At 72.4% G+C, this 13,425-nt stretch carries 12 protein-coding genes and 1 tRNA gene; 3 read left to right on the forward strand and 10 right to left on the reverse strand.

Features of this window, described 5'->3' with window-relative positions:
• Nucleotides 1-23 precede the first annotated feature (23 nt).
• Nucleotides 24-96 (forward strand) — tRNA-Arg (locus tag ACOJUI_RS14525).
• A gap of 132 nt (nucleotides 97-228) precedes the next feature.
• Here the strand turns inward: ACOJUI_RS14525 and ACOJUI_RS14530 are convergent.
• The 7 genes from ACOJUI_RS14530 to ACOJUI_RS14560 form a co-directional block, all read right to left on the reverse strand.
• Nucleotides 229-1,446 carry a Gfo/Idh/MocA family protein gene (locus ACOJUI_RS14530; RefSeq protein WP_422115647.1) on the reverse strand — a complete coding sequence of 406 codons (1,218 nt, stop codon included), beginning with the start codon at nucleotides 1,444-1,446 and terminating at the stop codon, nucleotides 229-231.
• Complete coding sequence (locus tag ACOJUI_RS14535) at nucleotides 1,436-2,209, reverse strand: ThuA domain-containing protein (RefSeq protein WP_422115648.1); 774 nt, start codon at nucleotides 2,207-2,209, stop codon at nucleotides 1,436-1,438. Before ACOJUI_RS14535 ends, ACOJUI_RS14530 begins: the two co-directional genes overlap by 11 nt.
• Before the next feature lie 271 nt (nucleotides 2,210-2,480).
• Nucleotides 2,481-2,870: a hypothetical protein gene (locus ACOJUI_RS14540; protein ID WP_422115649.1), complete on the reverse strand. Its 390-nt coding sequence runs from the start codon at nucleotides 2,868-2,870 to the stop codon at nucleotides 2,481-2,483.
• On the reverse strand, nucleotides 2,867-3,457 hold the full coding sequence (locus ACOJUI_RS14545) for a histidine phosphatase family protein (protein ID WP_422115650.1): 591 nt from the start codon (nucleotides 3,455-3,457) through the stop codon (nucleotides 2,867-2,869). The genes ACOJUI_RS14540 and ACOJUI_RS14545 overlap by 4 nt, the downstream gene beginning before the upstream one ends.
• 53 nt (nucleotides 3,458-3,510) lie before the next feature.
• A complete protein-coding gene (locus ACOJUI_RS14550) occupies nucleotides 3,511-5,217 on the reverse strand; it encodes an FAD-binding oxidoreductase (RefSeq protein ID WP_422115651.1) in 1,707 nt (568 codons plus the stop codon).
• The gene (locus tag ACOJUI_RS14555; RefSeq protein ID WP_422115652.1) at nucleotides 5,214-6,233 is read right to left on the reverse strand and encodes a lysophospholipid acyltransferase family protein; all 1,020 of its coding nucleotides are present in this window, start codon (nucleotides 6,231-6,233) and stop codon (nucleotides 5,214-5,216) included. Before ACOJUI_RS14555 ends, ACOJUI_RS14550 begins: the two co-directional genes overlap by 4 nt.
• A 4-nt stretch (nucleotides 6,234-6,237) precedes the next feature.
• Nucleotides 6,238-7,014 (reverse strand): SDR family NAD(P)-dependent oxidoreductase, encoded by a 777-nt coding sequence (locus ACOJUI_RS14560; protein ID WP_422115653.1) that lies wholly within the window; start codon nucleotides 7,012-7,014, stop codon nucleotides 6,238-6,240.
• Between the two features lie 131 nt (nucleotides 7,015-7,145).
• Here ACOJUI_RS14560 and ACOJUI_RS14565 point away from each other — a divergent pair, with 131 nt between their 5' ends.
• Both ACOJUI_RS14565 and ACOJUI_RS14570 read left to right on the forward strand, forming a co-directional pair.
• Nucleotides 7,146-9,428: an HAD-IB family hydrolase gene (locus ACOJUI_RS14565; protein ID WP_422115654.1), complete on the forward strand. Its 2,283-nt coding sequence runs from the start codon at nucleotides 7,146-7,148 to the stop codon at nucleotides 9,426-9,428.
• Between the two features lie 471 nt (nucleotides 9,429-9,899).
• A complete protein-coding gene (locus ACOJUI_RS14570; protein ID WP_422115655.1) occupies nucleotides 9,900-10,580 on the forward strand; it encodes a hypothetical protein in 681 nt (226 codons plus the stop codon).
• A gap of 151 nt (nucleotides 10,581-10,731) precedes the next feature.
• On the opposite strand, the gene ACOJUI_RS14575 is transcribed toward ACOJUI_RS14570, so the two are convergent.
• The 3 genes from ACOJUI_RS14575 to ACOJUI_RS14585 are packed head-to-tail and all read right to left on the reverse strand — an operon-like array spanning nucleotide 10,732 to nucleotide 13,381.
• Complete coding sequence (locus tag ACOJUI_RS14575) at nucleotides 10,732-11,559, reverse strand: amino acid ABC transporter ATP-binding protein (RefSeq protein WP_422115656.1); 828 nt, start codon at nucleotides 11,557-11,559, stop codon at nucleotides 10,732-10,734.
• Complete coding sequence (locus ACOJUI_RS14580) at nucleotides 11,559-12,530, reverse strand: amino acid ABC transporter permease (RefSeq protein ID WP_422115657.1); 972 nt, start codon at nucleotides 12,528-12,530, stop codon at nucleotides 11,559-11,561. The genes ACOJUI_RS14575 and ACOJUI_RS14580 overlap by 1 nt, the downstream gene beginning before the upstream one ends.
• Complete coding sequence (locus tag ACOJUI_RS14585) at nucleotides 12,527-13,381, reverse strand: ABC transporter substrate-binding protein (protein WP_422115658.1); 855 nt, start codon at nucleotides 13,379-13,381, stop codon at nucleotides 12,527-12,529. The genes ACOJUI_RS14580 and ACOJUI_RS14585 overlap by 4 nt, the downstream gene beginning before the upstream one ends.
• Nucleotides 13,382-13,425 lie beyond the last annotated feature (44 nt).

The following is a 13,425-nucleotide window of genomic DNA, read 5'->3' on the forward strand; positions in this document are numbered from 1 at the left end:
GGTCAGGTCGGTTTGGTCGGCAGGCGCCCGTAGCTTAACGGATAGAGCATCTGACTACGGATCAGAAGGTTGGGGGTTCGAATCCCTCCGGGCGCACTTCGGATCGAAGCCCCTCACCATCGCTGACGCGAACCGGTGGGGGGCTTCGTCGTGCCCGCTCCCGGACGGTGGGCGTGGTGATCCCGCCCGGTCCCGGCCGCGCGATCACCGCGGCCGGGACCGGAGCGATCACTGCCCGGCGGCGAGCGCCTCGCGCACCGAGGTCCAGGACTGCAGGAGCTCCCGGGCCGCCGGGTCGGCCTCGGCGGCGATCGCCTCGGACCGGGCCTGCTCGAGCAGCTCGTCGATCTCCACCCGCTGCCCCCGCTCGACCGAGGCCACGGCCGCCTCGACCATGGCGAAGCTGAGCACGTTCTCGTGGACCTCGCACATGGGGGTGCGGCCCTCGCGCAGGGCGCTGACGAACTCGACCAGGGAGGCGGCGATCTGGTCGGGCTCCGGCGCGCTCTCGGCCGCGACCGCCGCCTGCAGGCGCGCGGTCTCCTCCTCGTCCTCGGTCCCGAGCAGCGGTGCCCCGGTGCCGTCCCAGGTTGCCGAGCCGCGCTGGGCGCCGATCCGCCATTCGCCGTTCCACCAGGTCGGCAGCCCGCGGGCGTTCCAGCTGCCGTGGTAGGCGAACAGCGAGCCGTCGGACATCTCGAAGGTGGCGCTGACGGTGGCGTCGTGGGAGTACACGCTCCAGTCCGGCCGCGCCCCGACCGCGGTGACCGCGACCGGGTCCGCGTCGGTGATGTACCGGGCGGTGTCGAAGGCGTGGATGCCCATGTCCCGCAGCAGCGGATGCCGCTGGCTGCGGCGGTAGCCGTCGTGCTCGACGAACAGGGAGAAGAAGGCGCTGGTCATCACCGTCGGCCCGTGCGAGGCGACGAAGGCCCGCAGCTGCCGCACCTGCCGGAAGAAGCGCCGGGACTGGGAGACCATGAACGGCACCCCGGTCAGCTCGGCGTGCGCGACCAGGCTCAGCGCCTCGGGCAGGGTCTCGGTGACCGGCTTCTCGCCGAGCACCGGGATCCCGGCGTGCAGCGCCTTGACGGTGACCGGGTGGTGCGCGACCGGGACGGTCGGGTCCACGATCAGGTCCGCGCCCAGCTCCAGGGCCAGGTCCACGCCGTCGGTGCCGGTGCGCACGGATGCCGGCGCCGGGGTGCCGGACTGGTCGATGACGCGCTGCGCGGCGCCGTCGACCAGGTCCGCCACGCCCACCAGCTCGGCGACGGCGCTCGCGGCGACCTCGCGCGCCCACCAGCTACCCATGGCGCCGGCGCCGACCACCACCACCCGGGCGGGGCGGTCGGCGGGCAGGCGCGGGAAGCCGGTCAGCCGGGGCGCCGGGGCCGGGGCGGCGGAGGTGTCGGTGCCCTGCTGCGCGGCGAGATCAGATGACACGGGTGATGGCCTCCTCGCCCTCGCCGCGGAACCAGTCGCGGGGGGCGTTGGCGATCTTCACCTCGGCGGCGTCCCGCTCCTCGGGCCGGGCCCAGACCACGGCGTTGGCGAGCACCCGGCGGATCTCCGCCTGGCGGTAGACCGGGTACTCCTGATCGCCGGGGCTGAAGTAGAAGACCTTCCCCTTGCCGCGGCGGAAGGCGGCGCCCGAGCGGAACACCTCTCCCCCGGCGAAGGAGGAGACGAACACCAGCTCGTCGGGGGCGGGGATGTCGAACATCTCGCCGTACATCTCCTGCGCGGGGATGACGATCGGATGGGGGACGCCGCGGGCGATGGGGTGGGAGCCGTTGACGGTCCACACCCGCTCCTCCTCGCCCTCGTTGCGCCACAGCAGGTTGCAGGTGGTGCCCATGAGTGCCTTGAAGGGCTTGGAGTAGTGGGCCGAGTGCAGCGGGAGCAGGCCCATGCCCTCATGGACGCGGCGCACCACCCGGGCGGCGATCTCGTCGGGGACGTCGTCGTGCGCCATATGGCCCCACCAGGTGAGCACGTCGGTCGTGGCCAGGGCCTCCTCGGAGAGGGACTCCTCGATGTCGTCGAGCAGCGCGATGCGCACCTCGGCGTCGACGCCGTCGGCCGCGAGCGACTCCCGCAGCCCTTCGGCGATCACGGTGTGCATGCCCTCGGGGTAGATCTCCTGGACCTTCGGGTCGACCTTCTCGTGCCGGTTCTCGCCGAACACGGCGATGCGCAGTGTCATAACAGCCCTTCGTCTCTTCGCTGGTCACGTGCTGGATCGCCCGTTCGGGCGCTCTGGCCATCGTAGGGGCAGGCGCGGGCCGCGCACCGGCCCGGCCGCCGCGGGCACCGGCTCGGCCGCCGCGGGGCGTCGGGGACCGGGGACCGCGCCGGTCGTGAGCGGGCGCGGAAACGTGACCGGGATGTGATCTGCTTCTCAGCGCATCGCGACTAGGGTCGAGCGCGGGCTCCTTCAACGGCGAGGGAGCCTGTTCTCGTGCCGGGCCCCCCGCTCAGCGGCGGCGGGAGCGGATCAGGAGCCCGGAGGCCTCGAGGTGCCGCTCGAGGGCGGCGGCCGTCTCCGCGTGCACCTGGTCGGCGCGGCGCCGCCCCAGAGCGCCGCCGAGGGCGAGCCCCGCGCCGAGGCCCCAGCGGTAGCGGACGTCGGTCGCGGCGTCCGTCTCGCGCAGCTCGATCTGTGCGGTGAGGAAGAAGCGCCGTCCGGCCAGCGCGCCGAGCAGAATGGTGCGGCGGCGGCGGCCGCGCTCGTAGTCGATGCGGCCGACGCCGCGCTCGCGGGGGCGCCAGCCGTGGCCGACGAAGAACTCCTCGACCGCGGCGCGCGCGGCCTCCCGATCCCCGCGCACCACCAGGACCAGCTGCGCGGCGGGGGTGGTGCTCATGAGGACAGCAGCTCGCGGGCCGTGCCGAGCCGGCGCAGCTCCGCATTGCCGAGGTGGGGCACCGCGCGGTGGTCGTGGGGGTCGCGGCCCTCGCCGAGCGCGAGCGCGATCTGCAGCACGTCGCCGTGGGCGACGAGCACGATGGGCGCCGCCCCGGCGGCATCGTCGGCCTCCCGCAGCACCGCGAGCACCCGCTCGGCGACGGCGGCGACCTGCTCGACCTCGCCGTCGTGGGTGCCGCGCTCGCGGTCGATCGCCCAGATGCCGGCGTAGGCGCTCGCGGGGCCCTCGTCGTGACGGCCGAAGCTGCGCTCGCGCAGTCGTGCCTCCAGCTGCGGGGCGGCGGCCCCCAGCCCGCGGGCGAACTCCTCGGCGGTCTCGCGGGCGCGGGCGAAGTCGCTCGAGACGATCAGGGCGCCGGATCCCAGGCCCAGCTCGCGCGCCTGCCGGGCCGCGGCCCGGGCCTGCTCGCGGCCCCGCTCGGTCAGGCCCACCTCCTGCAGGGCGCGGGCGGTGGGCCGCGAGACGATGAGCCCGTCCACGTTGGCGGTGGACTCACCGTGCCGCAGCACCCAGACGTCGCTCATCGTCCCTCCCTGCTCGCTCGGGCGGCGACCGCGGCCGCCGGGTCGGGCCCTGCTCAGGGCAGCAGCACCTTGCCGGGGTTGAGGTTGCGGCCGGGATCGTTGTCCGCGAAGAGTCCGCGCACCATCCGCGCACCGACCTCGGTGATGTCCTGCTCCATCCACGGGCGGTGCTCGATGCCCACGCCGTGGTGGTGGGAGACGCCGGAGCCGAGGTCCACGAAGGTCTGCTGGACCGCGTCCTTCGCGTCCTGGTACTCCTGCAGCGCCGTCTCGTCGCTGGTGTACGGGAAGGCGAAGGTGAAGTAGAGGCACGCGCCCCCGTGGTAGCTGTGCGACATGTGGCAGAACATGAAGCCCGGGCCGCCGGCCCGCTCGCGCGCCGCCTCGTAGGCCTCGTACACCTTCGCGTGGACCTCGTTGAGCTTCGACCAGCTCGCGCCGGTCTCGCACACGTCGCCGAAGACCTGGTAGTTCAGCAGGAAGTCCCGCAGGTACGGGGTGTCGAACTTCTTCTGGTCGTAGACCGCGCCGGGGCCCGCCCCGAGCGTGATCCCGCCGTTGGCGGCGACGATCTTCTTGACGATCCCCTTCTCCCGCTCGACGCGCTCCTTGCTGCCCTCGAAGCACACGTAGGAGATGCACATCTCCTCGGTGGTGTCCCAGCCCTTGGCGCGCAGGTACGCGAACAGGCCGTCCTGCACCTTGCCGGCCAGCTTGCCCTTGGTCGAGGTGGGCTCCTTGACCAGGGCCAGGCTGAAGCGGGTCTCGGGACCGTCGGAGAGGCGGGTGAAGGTGGGCTTGACCTCGGAGCGGGCGATCGCGTGCATGCCGCGGATGCCGTGCTCCCAGTCCGGGTACATGTAGGCGATGACCTGGCGCACGGGGGCCTGGCGGTGCACCTGCACGGTGCACTCGGTGATGATGCCGAGGCGGCCCTCGCTGCCCAGGATCATCTCGTGGACGCTGGGCCCGGCGTCGCGGCCGGGGATGGCCTTGGTGACCGCGACGCCCTCGGGGTGGACCATCCGCAGGCCGCGCACGATCTGCTCGATGTCGCCGTACTTGTCGGACTGCATGCCCGAGGAGCGGGTCGCCGCCCAGCCGCCGACGGTGGAGTAGTTGAAGGAGTCCGGGAAGTGGCCCATGGTCCAGCCCAGGACGTTCAGCTGCTCCTCCAGGTCCGGGCCGTAGAGGCCGGCCTGGACCCGGGCCAGGCCCGCGGTGTCGTCGATCTCGAGGACCCGGTTCAGGCGCCCCAGGTTCATGGACAGGATCGGCCGCTGCTCGTCGGCCTCCGGGGTCACGGAGCCGGAGATGCAGGAGCCGCCGCCGTAGGGGATCAGCACCAGGTCCTGCTCGAGGACCAGGCGCAGCACCGCCGCGATCTCCTCCTCGTCCGCCGGGTAGACCACCGCGTCGACCAGCCGGGCGAAGTCGCCGTGGCGCACGCGGAACAGGTCCGGGAGGGAGCGGCCGAAGGAGTGCACGACGCGGTACTCGTCGTCGTCGCGCAGGTTCTCGGCGCCGACGATCGCCCGCAGCGCCTCGCTCTGGGCGGCTGCGAGCCGGCCCGCGGGCACCTCGAACTGTGACAGGTCGGGCTCGACGGGGTCGGGCATGGTGCGCAGGTCCAGGCCGATCTTCTCGGCGGCCAGCGGGGCGAAGCCGGGCTTGTTGCGCCAGTTGAAGGCGACGTCGTCCAGGCCCCAGCCCCACCACTTGTGGCGCTTGACCTCTGCTGCGCTCACGGATGCGCTCATGCGGATTCCTCCTCGTCCCGGACAGCGCTGCCCAGGACCTCGTCGTGATGCTCGTCGTACAGGTCTCTGACCCGGGCCTGGATGCGCGCCGAGAACTCGACCGCGGACTCGTCGAGGTAGGCGACCATCGGCTCGCCGAACACGACGGCGACGGGCGGGCGGCCCTTCTTCGGCCAGCTGCGGCCCTTGGGCATCGCCTCGTGGGCGCCGATGATCGCGGCCGGCACGACGGGCACCCCCACCCCGATCGCGAGCGCCGCGGCGCCGGGCTTGAACTCCGACATCTTCCCGTCCAGCTGGCGGGTCCCCTCGGGGAAGACCAGGATCGGGACCCCGGCGCGCAGCAGCCGGCGCGAGGTGCCCGCATGCGTGCGGCTGCCGCCGCGGTCGACCGGGAAGGCGTTGAACAGCAGGCGCACGAACAGGCGCCGGTACCAGACGGTGAAGAAGTAGTCCGCGGCCACGCCGGTGGACAGGAAGCGCGCCTGCGCCCAGGGCAGCCCCTGCGCGAGCATCGGGGCGTCGATGTGGCTGGAGTGGTTGGCGACCAGCACGAAGGGACCGCGCACGGTGCGGACCCGGCGGTGGACCACCGCGCTGACGGTGAGGTTCGCGCGGATCACCCCGCGGAAGACCACTCGCTGCAGCACGAAGCGCAGGGCCGAGCGGGCGGTGGAGCGGTACTTGGCCAGCTCACCGGTGGGCTTTTCCCAGCCCTCGCCGCGGGAGCGGGCGGACAGCGACTCCAGGAAGCGCTTCGAGCGGTGCTTGAGCTCGTCGGCCCTCTGGCCGGCGCTCGAGCGGGCGGGGGCCTCGGGGGCGGCGTCGTCCGCCGCGCCGTCGTCGCCGGCGGCGCCCGCGGCATCAGGGCCGCCCGTGGAGCCGTCGCCCGTGGACTGGTCGGGCGCGGAGCCGCTGCCGGGAGGGCCGCTGGTGGGGTCCTCCTCGGTCGGGTCCTCCTCGGTGGGGTCCTGCTCCCCCGGGTACCGGTCCTGCGGAGCGTCCTGGTCCGTCACACGATCACTTCTCCCGGTTGCGGCGATGGCTGAGCAGGGCGCTCAGGCGGGCGACCAGGCCCCGCGGAATGGTGCGCAGCACCGCCGCGATCAGCTTCCAGCGCTTGGAGGGGATGGAGACCGGCTTGCCGCGGGCGACGTCGCGCAGGCACTCCTCGACCAGGCGTTCCGCGTCCAGCCACAGCACGCCGGGGATCGAGGAGCCCTTGATGCCCGCGCGGGAGTGGAACTCGGTGCGCACCCAGCCCGGCATCAGCGCCGTGACCTGCACCCCGGTTCCGGCGAGCTGCACGCCGAGCGACTCCGAGTAGTTGCCCACCCAGGCCTTGATGGCGGAGTAGTTGTTCTGGGTGACCAGTGCGCTGACGGAGCCCACGTTGATGATCCAGCCCCGGCCGCGGGCCGACATGCCGCGCCCGGCGGCGCCGCCCAGCTTCAGGACGGAGCGCACCATCACCTCGAAGCCGAGGTCGTGCGGGGTGAGGTCCTCCTCGAGCAGGCTCGCCCGCACCGAGAAGCCGGCATTGTTGACCAGGACGTCGACGGGGTCGACGTCGGTGGTGAGGCGGTCGGCGACCCGCTGCTGGGCGTCGCGGTCGGAGAGGTCGGCGACGAGCGTCTCCACCTCGACACCGTGCTCGCGGCGCAGGGCGGCCGCGGACTCCGCGAGCCGCTCGGGGTTCCGTGCGACCAGCACGAGGGCGGTTCCCCGACGGGCGAAAGCCGTCGCGAAAGCGGCTCCGATACCCGCGGTGCCGCCGGTGATCAGGGCCCTATGCATGGCGGCTACGATACACTAGCCCCCGCCCTGACCAGCGCGGGGAAGCCCCCCGGTGGCCCCCTCCCCGGCACGTCACGCGCCGCCGTGAACCCCGCCCCGCGCCCCTGTCGTACCCGTCCCCAGAGGATCCCATGTCGCACAGCACCGCCCCTGCCGCTCAGTCCACCGCCGGCGGCACCCCCGGCGGACGCCGCAGGATCCTGCTGACCGGCGTGACCGGGTTCCTCGGCCAGGCCGTGCTGCGCTCGCTGCTGGAGACCACCGCCCACGTCCACGTCACCGCTGTGATCCGCCCCAAGGGCACGCTCAGCGGCCGGGCCCGCCTCGAGCAGCTGCTGCGCAAGCCCGTCTTCTCCTCCTGGGCGAAGGAGCTGGCGGCCGACGGGGCCGACGGCAAGGCGGCGCTGAAGGCGATCTTCGACGAGCGCGTCGGGGTGCTCGAGGGCGACCTCACCGACATGCCCGCGCTCACCGAGCCGTTCGACGTGGTCATCCACTCCGCCTCCTCGGTCTCCTTCGACCCCCCGATCGACGAGGCGTTCCGCACCAACGTCGGCGGTGCCCGCAACCTCTACCAGGCGCTGCTGGACTCCGGGCAGGACCCGCACGTCATCCACGTCTCCACCGCCTACGTCGGCGGCATCTCCAAGGGCCTGCGCCAGGAGGGACGCCTGGGCAGCGACGTGAGCTGGCGCGCCGAGTACGACGCGGCGATCGAGGCCCGCGCCCAGGTCGAGGCCGAGTCCCGTCGGCCGGAGACCCTGCGCTCGCAGATCCGCGGCGCCACCCTGCGCGACGGGCGGATGGGCCCCAAGGCCGTGGCCGCGGCCTCCGAGGAGGCGCGCCGCGCCTGGGTCGACGAGCGCCTGGTCGACTTCGGCCGCACCCGCGCCCAGTCCGTCGGCTGGACCGACATCTACACCTTCACCAAGGCCATGGCCGAGCAGGTGGCCGAGGAGATGTGGGCCGACGCCGGTCACCGGGTCTCCTTCGTGCGCCCCTCCATCATCGAGTCCGCGATGCTCAAGCCCTTCCCGGGCTGGATCGACGGCTTCAAGGTCGCCGACCCGCTGATCATGGCCTACGCCCGCGGCGTGCTGCCCGAGTTCCCGGTCCTGGCCGATTCGATCCTCGACGTGATCCCGGTGGACTACGTGGTCAACGTGATCGTGGCGCTGGCCACCCAGGAGGTCTCCCGCCGTGGCGACGACGCCTACTTCCAGGTGGTCTCCGGTGCCTCCAACCCGCTGCCGTTCCACGCGATGGTCAGCGCGGTGCGCGAGTACTTCGGGCAGCGGCCGCTGGAGGACGACGAGGGCAACCCGATCGAGGTGCCCGAGTGGTCCTTCCCCTCGGTGGAGATGATCGAGCAGCGCTTCATGGCGAAGGAGGCGGCCGCCAAGCTGGGGGCCGCCGCGGTCGCCTATCTGCCGGCCACCAGGCGCACCCGCGAGTGGACCTCGAGCCTGCACAAGGCCACCTCCGGGATGACCATGCTGCGCAAGTACATCGAGCTGTATCGGCAGTACACCAAGACCGAGATGGTCTTCGACGACGCCAACACCCGCGCCCTGCGCGCGGAGCTCTCACCGGAGTTCCTGGCCGATCACGACTTCGACATCACGGTCATCGACTGGCACGAGTACTTCCACGCGCAGCACCTGCCGGCCATCACCGACCTGACCAAGGCCTACTCCCGCGCGAAGTCCGCCCAGCGCAGCCGGGAGTCCCGGCCCACCCCCGCGCTGAAGCCCTCCGAGCACACCCTGGCCGTGTTCGACCTCGACGGCACGGTGCTGGCCACCAACATCGTCCAGCAGTACTTCTCGGTGGTCCGTGCCACCCGCCCCCGCCGCACCTGGCCGGCCGAGATCGGCGGCCTGGCGGCGGCCGTGCCCGGGTACCTGCGGGCCGAGAAGCGGGACCGCTCGGAGTTGATCCGCCTGGTCAACCGCCGCTACAAGGGCTACCGCGGGGACGAGCTGCGCGCCCTCATGCAGGGTGAGGCCGGGCGCCGGATCCGCGCCTCGGTCCGGCCCGAGGCCCTCGAGACCATCGAGCGCCACCGCGCCGCCGGCCACCGCACCGTGCTGGTCTCCGGAGCCCTCGACCTGCTGGTCGCGCCGCTGGCCGACCTGTTCGACGAGGTCGTGGCCACCCATATGGACGAGGACGCCGCCGGGGTGATGAGCGGCTTCCTGGCCACTCCCCCGCTGGTCGACGAGGCCCGCGCCAACTGGCTGCGCAAGTACGCCGCCCAGCACGGCGCCGACCTGTCCACCTCCTACGGGTACGGCGACTCCCACGCCGACGCCGCCTGGCTGTCCCTGGTGGGCACCCCGGCCGCCGTCTCGCCCGACCTGGGCCTGTACGCCGTGGCGAAGAAGAAGCGCTGGCAGATCCTGGAGTGGTGAGCGGGCCGCGGCGGAGCCGCTGAGGCGGGCCCGCGGCCCTGACCCGGCACACCCTGGCCGCCTGCGCAGTCGACCCACGCGGTCGACCTGAGCGGTCGGACCTCGCCGGACGACCCGTCTTCCGCGCAGACGATGTACATGATGTACATGATGTACATCGCTTCCGAGGTCGCACCCCGCTTCGGTGGGAGCCGCGGCGCCGGGCTCGCACCGCACCGCCGGCGTCCTCGTCCCGGCGGTCCTGCCGGCGGATGCCGTGCTTCCGGCAGCCGCCGACGCATGCCGGACTGTCTCGCATCGGCCGGCGTGCCGGAGAGTTCGATGGGGAGTGCTCCCCATCGCCGCCCGGGCAACCCGTCAGTAGTGTCCCTGACGACAGCGGACGCCATCGGGATGCCGAGGCGGATCGGCTGACATCTCGCCTGAGGGCCTCACGACCGTGACGGCTCGCATCGAACTTGAGGGGACACCATGACGAAGACCGTTCTCGGCCGTGCCGCTGCACTGGCCGCTGCCACGATGATCGCCCTGACCGCCTGCGGAGGCGCCGAGGAGACGCCGCAGGAGGACCCTGCCGCGGTGGAGAAGACCACCGAGGAGGCGCCGGCGGAGGAGCCTGCCGAGGAGCCCGCGGACGACGACACCGAGATCGCCGAGGCCGGGGGCGCCTCGGACGCCGGCGGTGCGGAGGACCCGACCGGCGGGGAGAATGCCGTGGTGGAGATCGGTGCGGAGTTCACCGATGAGGAGACCGGTGACGTGATCACGGTGGTCTCCGCGGTGCGGGACATGCCCACCGAGTACTACGAGTCCGTCGACAACCCCGATGGCGAGATGGTCTACCTCGAGGTGTCCGTGGTGCCCGGGGACAAGTTCGGGGGCGTCCTCAGCCAGTCCAGCTTCTACATCGACTCCGACGGCGAGCTCGCGGACTACACGGGCACCGCCGACGGCGAGGTCGCCGCCGCCGGGTACCAGTACTTCGACGGGGCCCCGCGCAGCGAGGGCGAAGCCTCCGGCTATGTCCCGGTCTACGTCGGGACCACGAGCGATGTGCTCACGGGCAGCTACATCCGGGAGGAGATGAAGGTGCTCGGCTCGGACACCATCGTCCCCGAGTTCAGCGCCGAGTTCGAGATCCCCGCCGCCTGAGGGCGCAGCCACGCCTGGGGGGAAGGCGCCGCGCCTGGGGGAAGGACGCCGCGCCGTCGGGGCAGGGACGAGCAGGGCGCACCGCCTGATCGCGGGGCGCCCTGCTCGTGCTCGGCGGGCCCCTGCGGCGGGAGCGCCGCCGGCCCGGAGGTCACAGCACTGAGGCGAGGAACTCCTGCAGCCGCTCGGAGCGCGGGTGGTCGATGACCTGCTCGGGGGTGCCGCGCTCGAGGATCCGGCCCTCGTCCATGAACACCACCTGGTCGGCGACCTCGCGGGCGAAGCCCATCTCATGGGTGACCACGACCATGGTCATCCCGTCGGCCGCGAGGTCCTTGAGCACCGCGAGCACCTCGGAGACCAGCTCCGGGTCCAGGGCGCTGGTGGGCTCGTCGAACAGCATCAGCTCGGGGTCCATCGCGAGCGCCCGGGCGATGGCGACGCGCTGCTGCTGGCCCCCGGAGAGCTCCGAGGGGTAGTGGTCGGCGCGGTCTGCCAGGCCCACCCGGTCCAGCAGCTCGCGGGCCTTCTTCTCGGCCACGGCCTTGGGCAGGCCGCGCACCTGCACCGGCGCCTCCATCACGTTGCCGAGCGCGGTGAGGTGGGGGAAGAGGTGGAAGCGCTGGAAGACCATGCCGATGCGGGAGCGCTGGGCGGCGATCTGCACCGAGGAGAGCTTCTGCCAGCGGCCGTCGGGCAGCGGATCGGGCTGGTAGCCCTGCACCACCCCGTCGATCAGCACGCGGCCCGCGCTCGGCTCCTCGAGCTGGTTGATGCAGCGCAGCAGCGTGGACTTGCCGGAGCCCGAGGGGCCCACCAGCACGGCCACCTCGCCGGCGCGGACGGTGAGGTCGCAGTCCCTCAGCACGTGCAGGGCGCCGAAGGACTTGTGGACGCCGGCGACCTCGATGACGGTGCGGGATGCCGCCTGGTCTGGGCGGGGCGCGGGGGCCAGGGGGGCGTCGGGGTTCTGGGTCATCACAGCTCCACCTCCGGGAGCGGGTTCTGCGGGGTGGTGCCGGCGCTGTTGACCGCGGCCTGCCGGGAGCGGCCGCCGCCCTTCGCGGCCGGGGTGCGGTCGTCGAAGCCGCGCCCGAAGTACTTCTCCAGGTAGTGCTGGCCGACCATCAGCACGCTGGTGATCGCGAGGTACCACAGGGCCGCGACGATCAGCAGCGGGATGGGGGCGAACAGCTTGTTGGCGATGCCGTTGGTGGCGAAGGTGAGGTCGAGGGTGAACGGCACCGCGAGCACCAGCGAGGTGGTCTTGAGCATGCCGATGGTCTCGTTGCCCAGCGGCGGGACGATCACGCGCATCGCCTGCGGGACCACGATGCGGCGCAGGATCTGGCCGTTGCTCATGCCCAGCGCCTTGGAGGCCTCGGTCTGGCCGCGGTCCACGGAGTTCAGGCCCGAGCGGATGATCTCGGCGAGGTAGGCGCCCTCGTTCAGCCCCAGCCCGATGACGGCCGCCCAGAAGGCGGTGAGCAGGTCGCGGGTGGAGAAGCTCAGCAGCTCCGGCCCGAAGGGCACCCCGATCACGAGCTTGGGGACGATCACGGTGAACAGGCCCCAGAACACCAGCTGGGTGTACACCGGGATCCCGCGGAAGACGAAGATGTACGCCCAGGACACCCCCCGCAGCACCGGGTTCTCGCTGCGGCGCATGATCGCGGCGGTCAGCGCCACCACCGTGCCGAGCACCATCGACAGCACCGTCAGCAGCAGCGTCCAGCCGACGCCCTGGACCACCTTGATGTCCAGGATGTAGGTGGCCACGGTGCCCCATTCGAGGACCGGGTTGGTGGCCAGGAAGTTCACCAGGGCGAGGGTCAGCAGCGCCACGATCACGGCGGAGATCCAGGTGCCGGGGCGCGGCGCCTCCTTCGCGCGGATGGGCGTGTACCCGTCGGCCGCGGCGGACGGGGCGGGGGTCTTCGTGGTGGTCACGGCTGGGGGTTCACTTCCGCGGTCGGGATCATGCCGGTCTCGTTGCCCCATGCAGCGAGGATCCGCTCCATGTGGCCGGAGTCGATGAGGTGCTGGACGGCGGCGCGGAGGGCCTCGGCCAGCTCGGGCTGGTCCTTGGCGACGACGATGCCGTTCAGCGCCGATTCCTCGATCTCGCCGATCGCCTCGAGCGTCCCGCGGGAGCGGGCGATGGCGTAGGCGGTCACCGGGGAGTCGGCCATGAGGATGTCACCCTTGCCGCCCGCGACGTTGGTGGCCGCATCGGAGTTCGAGGCGTAGGCCAGCAGGTCGTAGGCGGGCTCGCCCTGGTCCCGGCACTCCTGGGAGCGCTCGATGGACAGCTCCTCCTGGTAGGTCCCCACCTGCAGGGCGACCCGCTTGCCGCAGAGCTGCTCGGGATCGATCTCGAAGGGGTTGCCCGCTCTGACGGCGTAGGAGATGCCCGCTTGGAAGTAGGACACCATGCTCACCGCTTCCAGGCGCTCCTCGTTGATCGTGAAGCTGGAGATCCCGACGTCGTAGGTGGCGCCGACGGCGGGGATGATCTGCGCGAACACCGCGGCCTCGGTGCGGGTGGCGAGGCCCAGCACCCGCCCGATGGCGTCGAACAGGTCGATGTCGTAGCCGATGGCCTCGCCGGTGGAGCCGACGAACTCGCCCGGCGCGTAGTTCAGGGCGGCGCCGTTGACCAGCTCGCCGCGCTCGCGCAGCTCGGCCGGGACCAGGGCGGCGATCTCGGGGACCTCGGCGATGCCGGCGAGGTCCACCACGGGCACCGCGTCGGACTCGGCGTCCAGGCGCTCGGAGGCGCGGGTGCAGGAGGCCAGCACCGGGGTCAGCGCGGCCGCGGCCAGGGCCAGGGGGCGGCGCGCAG

The sequence above is a fragment of the Brachybacterium sp. UNK5269 genome (assembly GCF_049266655.1).
Classification (GTDB): Bacteria; Actinomycetota; Actinomycetes; order Actinomycetales; family Dermabacteraceae; genus Brachybacterium.

Coding starts and splice junctions, on each gene's coding strand:
- ACOJUI_RS14535 (WP_422115648.1), bottom strand. CDS start 2,209: ATGACACTGCGCATCGCCGTGTTCGGCGAGAACCGGCACGAGAAGGTC.
- ACOJUI_RS14540 (WP_422115649.1), bottom strand. CDS start 2,870: ATGAGCACCACCCCCGCCGCGCAGCTGGTCCTGGTGGTGCGCGGGGAT.
- ACOJUI_RS14545 (WP_422115650.1), bottom strand. CDS start 3,457: ATGAGCGACGTCTGGGTGCTGCGGCACGGTGAGTCCACCGCCAACGTG.
- ACOJUI_RS14550 (WP_422115651.1), bottom strand. CDS start 5,217: ATGAGCGCATCCGTGAGCGCAGCAGAGGTCAAGCGCCACAAGTGGTGG.
- ACOJUI_RS14560 (WP_422115653.1), bottom strand. CDS start 7,014: ATGCATAGGGCCCTGATCACCGGCGGCACCGCGGGTATCGGAGCCGCT.
- ACOJUI_RS14565 (WP_422115654.1), top strand. CDS start 7,146: ATGTCGCACAGCACCGCCCCTGCCGCTCAGTCCACCGCCGGCGGCACC.
- ACOJUI_RS14570 (WP_422115655.1), top strand. CDS start 9,900: ATGACGAAGACCGTTCTCGGCCGTGCCGCTGCACTGGCCGCTGCCACG.
- ACOJUI_RS14575 (WP_422115656.1), bottom strand. CDS start 11,559: ATGACCCAGAACCCCGACGCCCCCCTGGCCCCCGCGCCCCGCCCAGAC.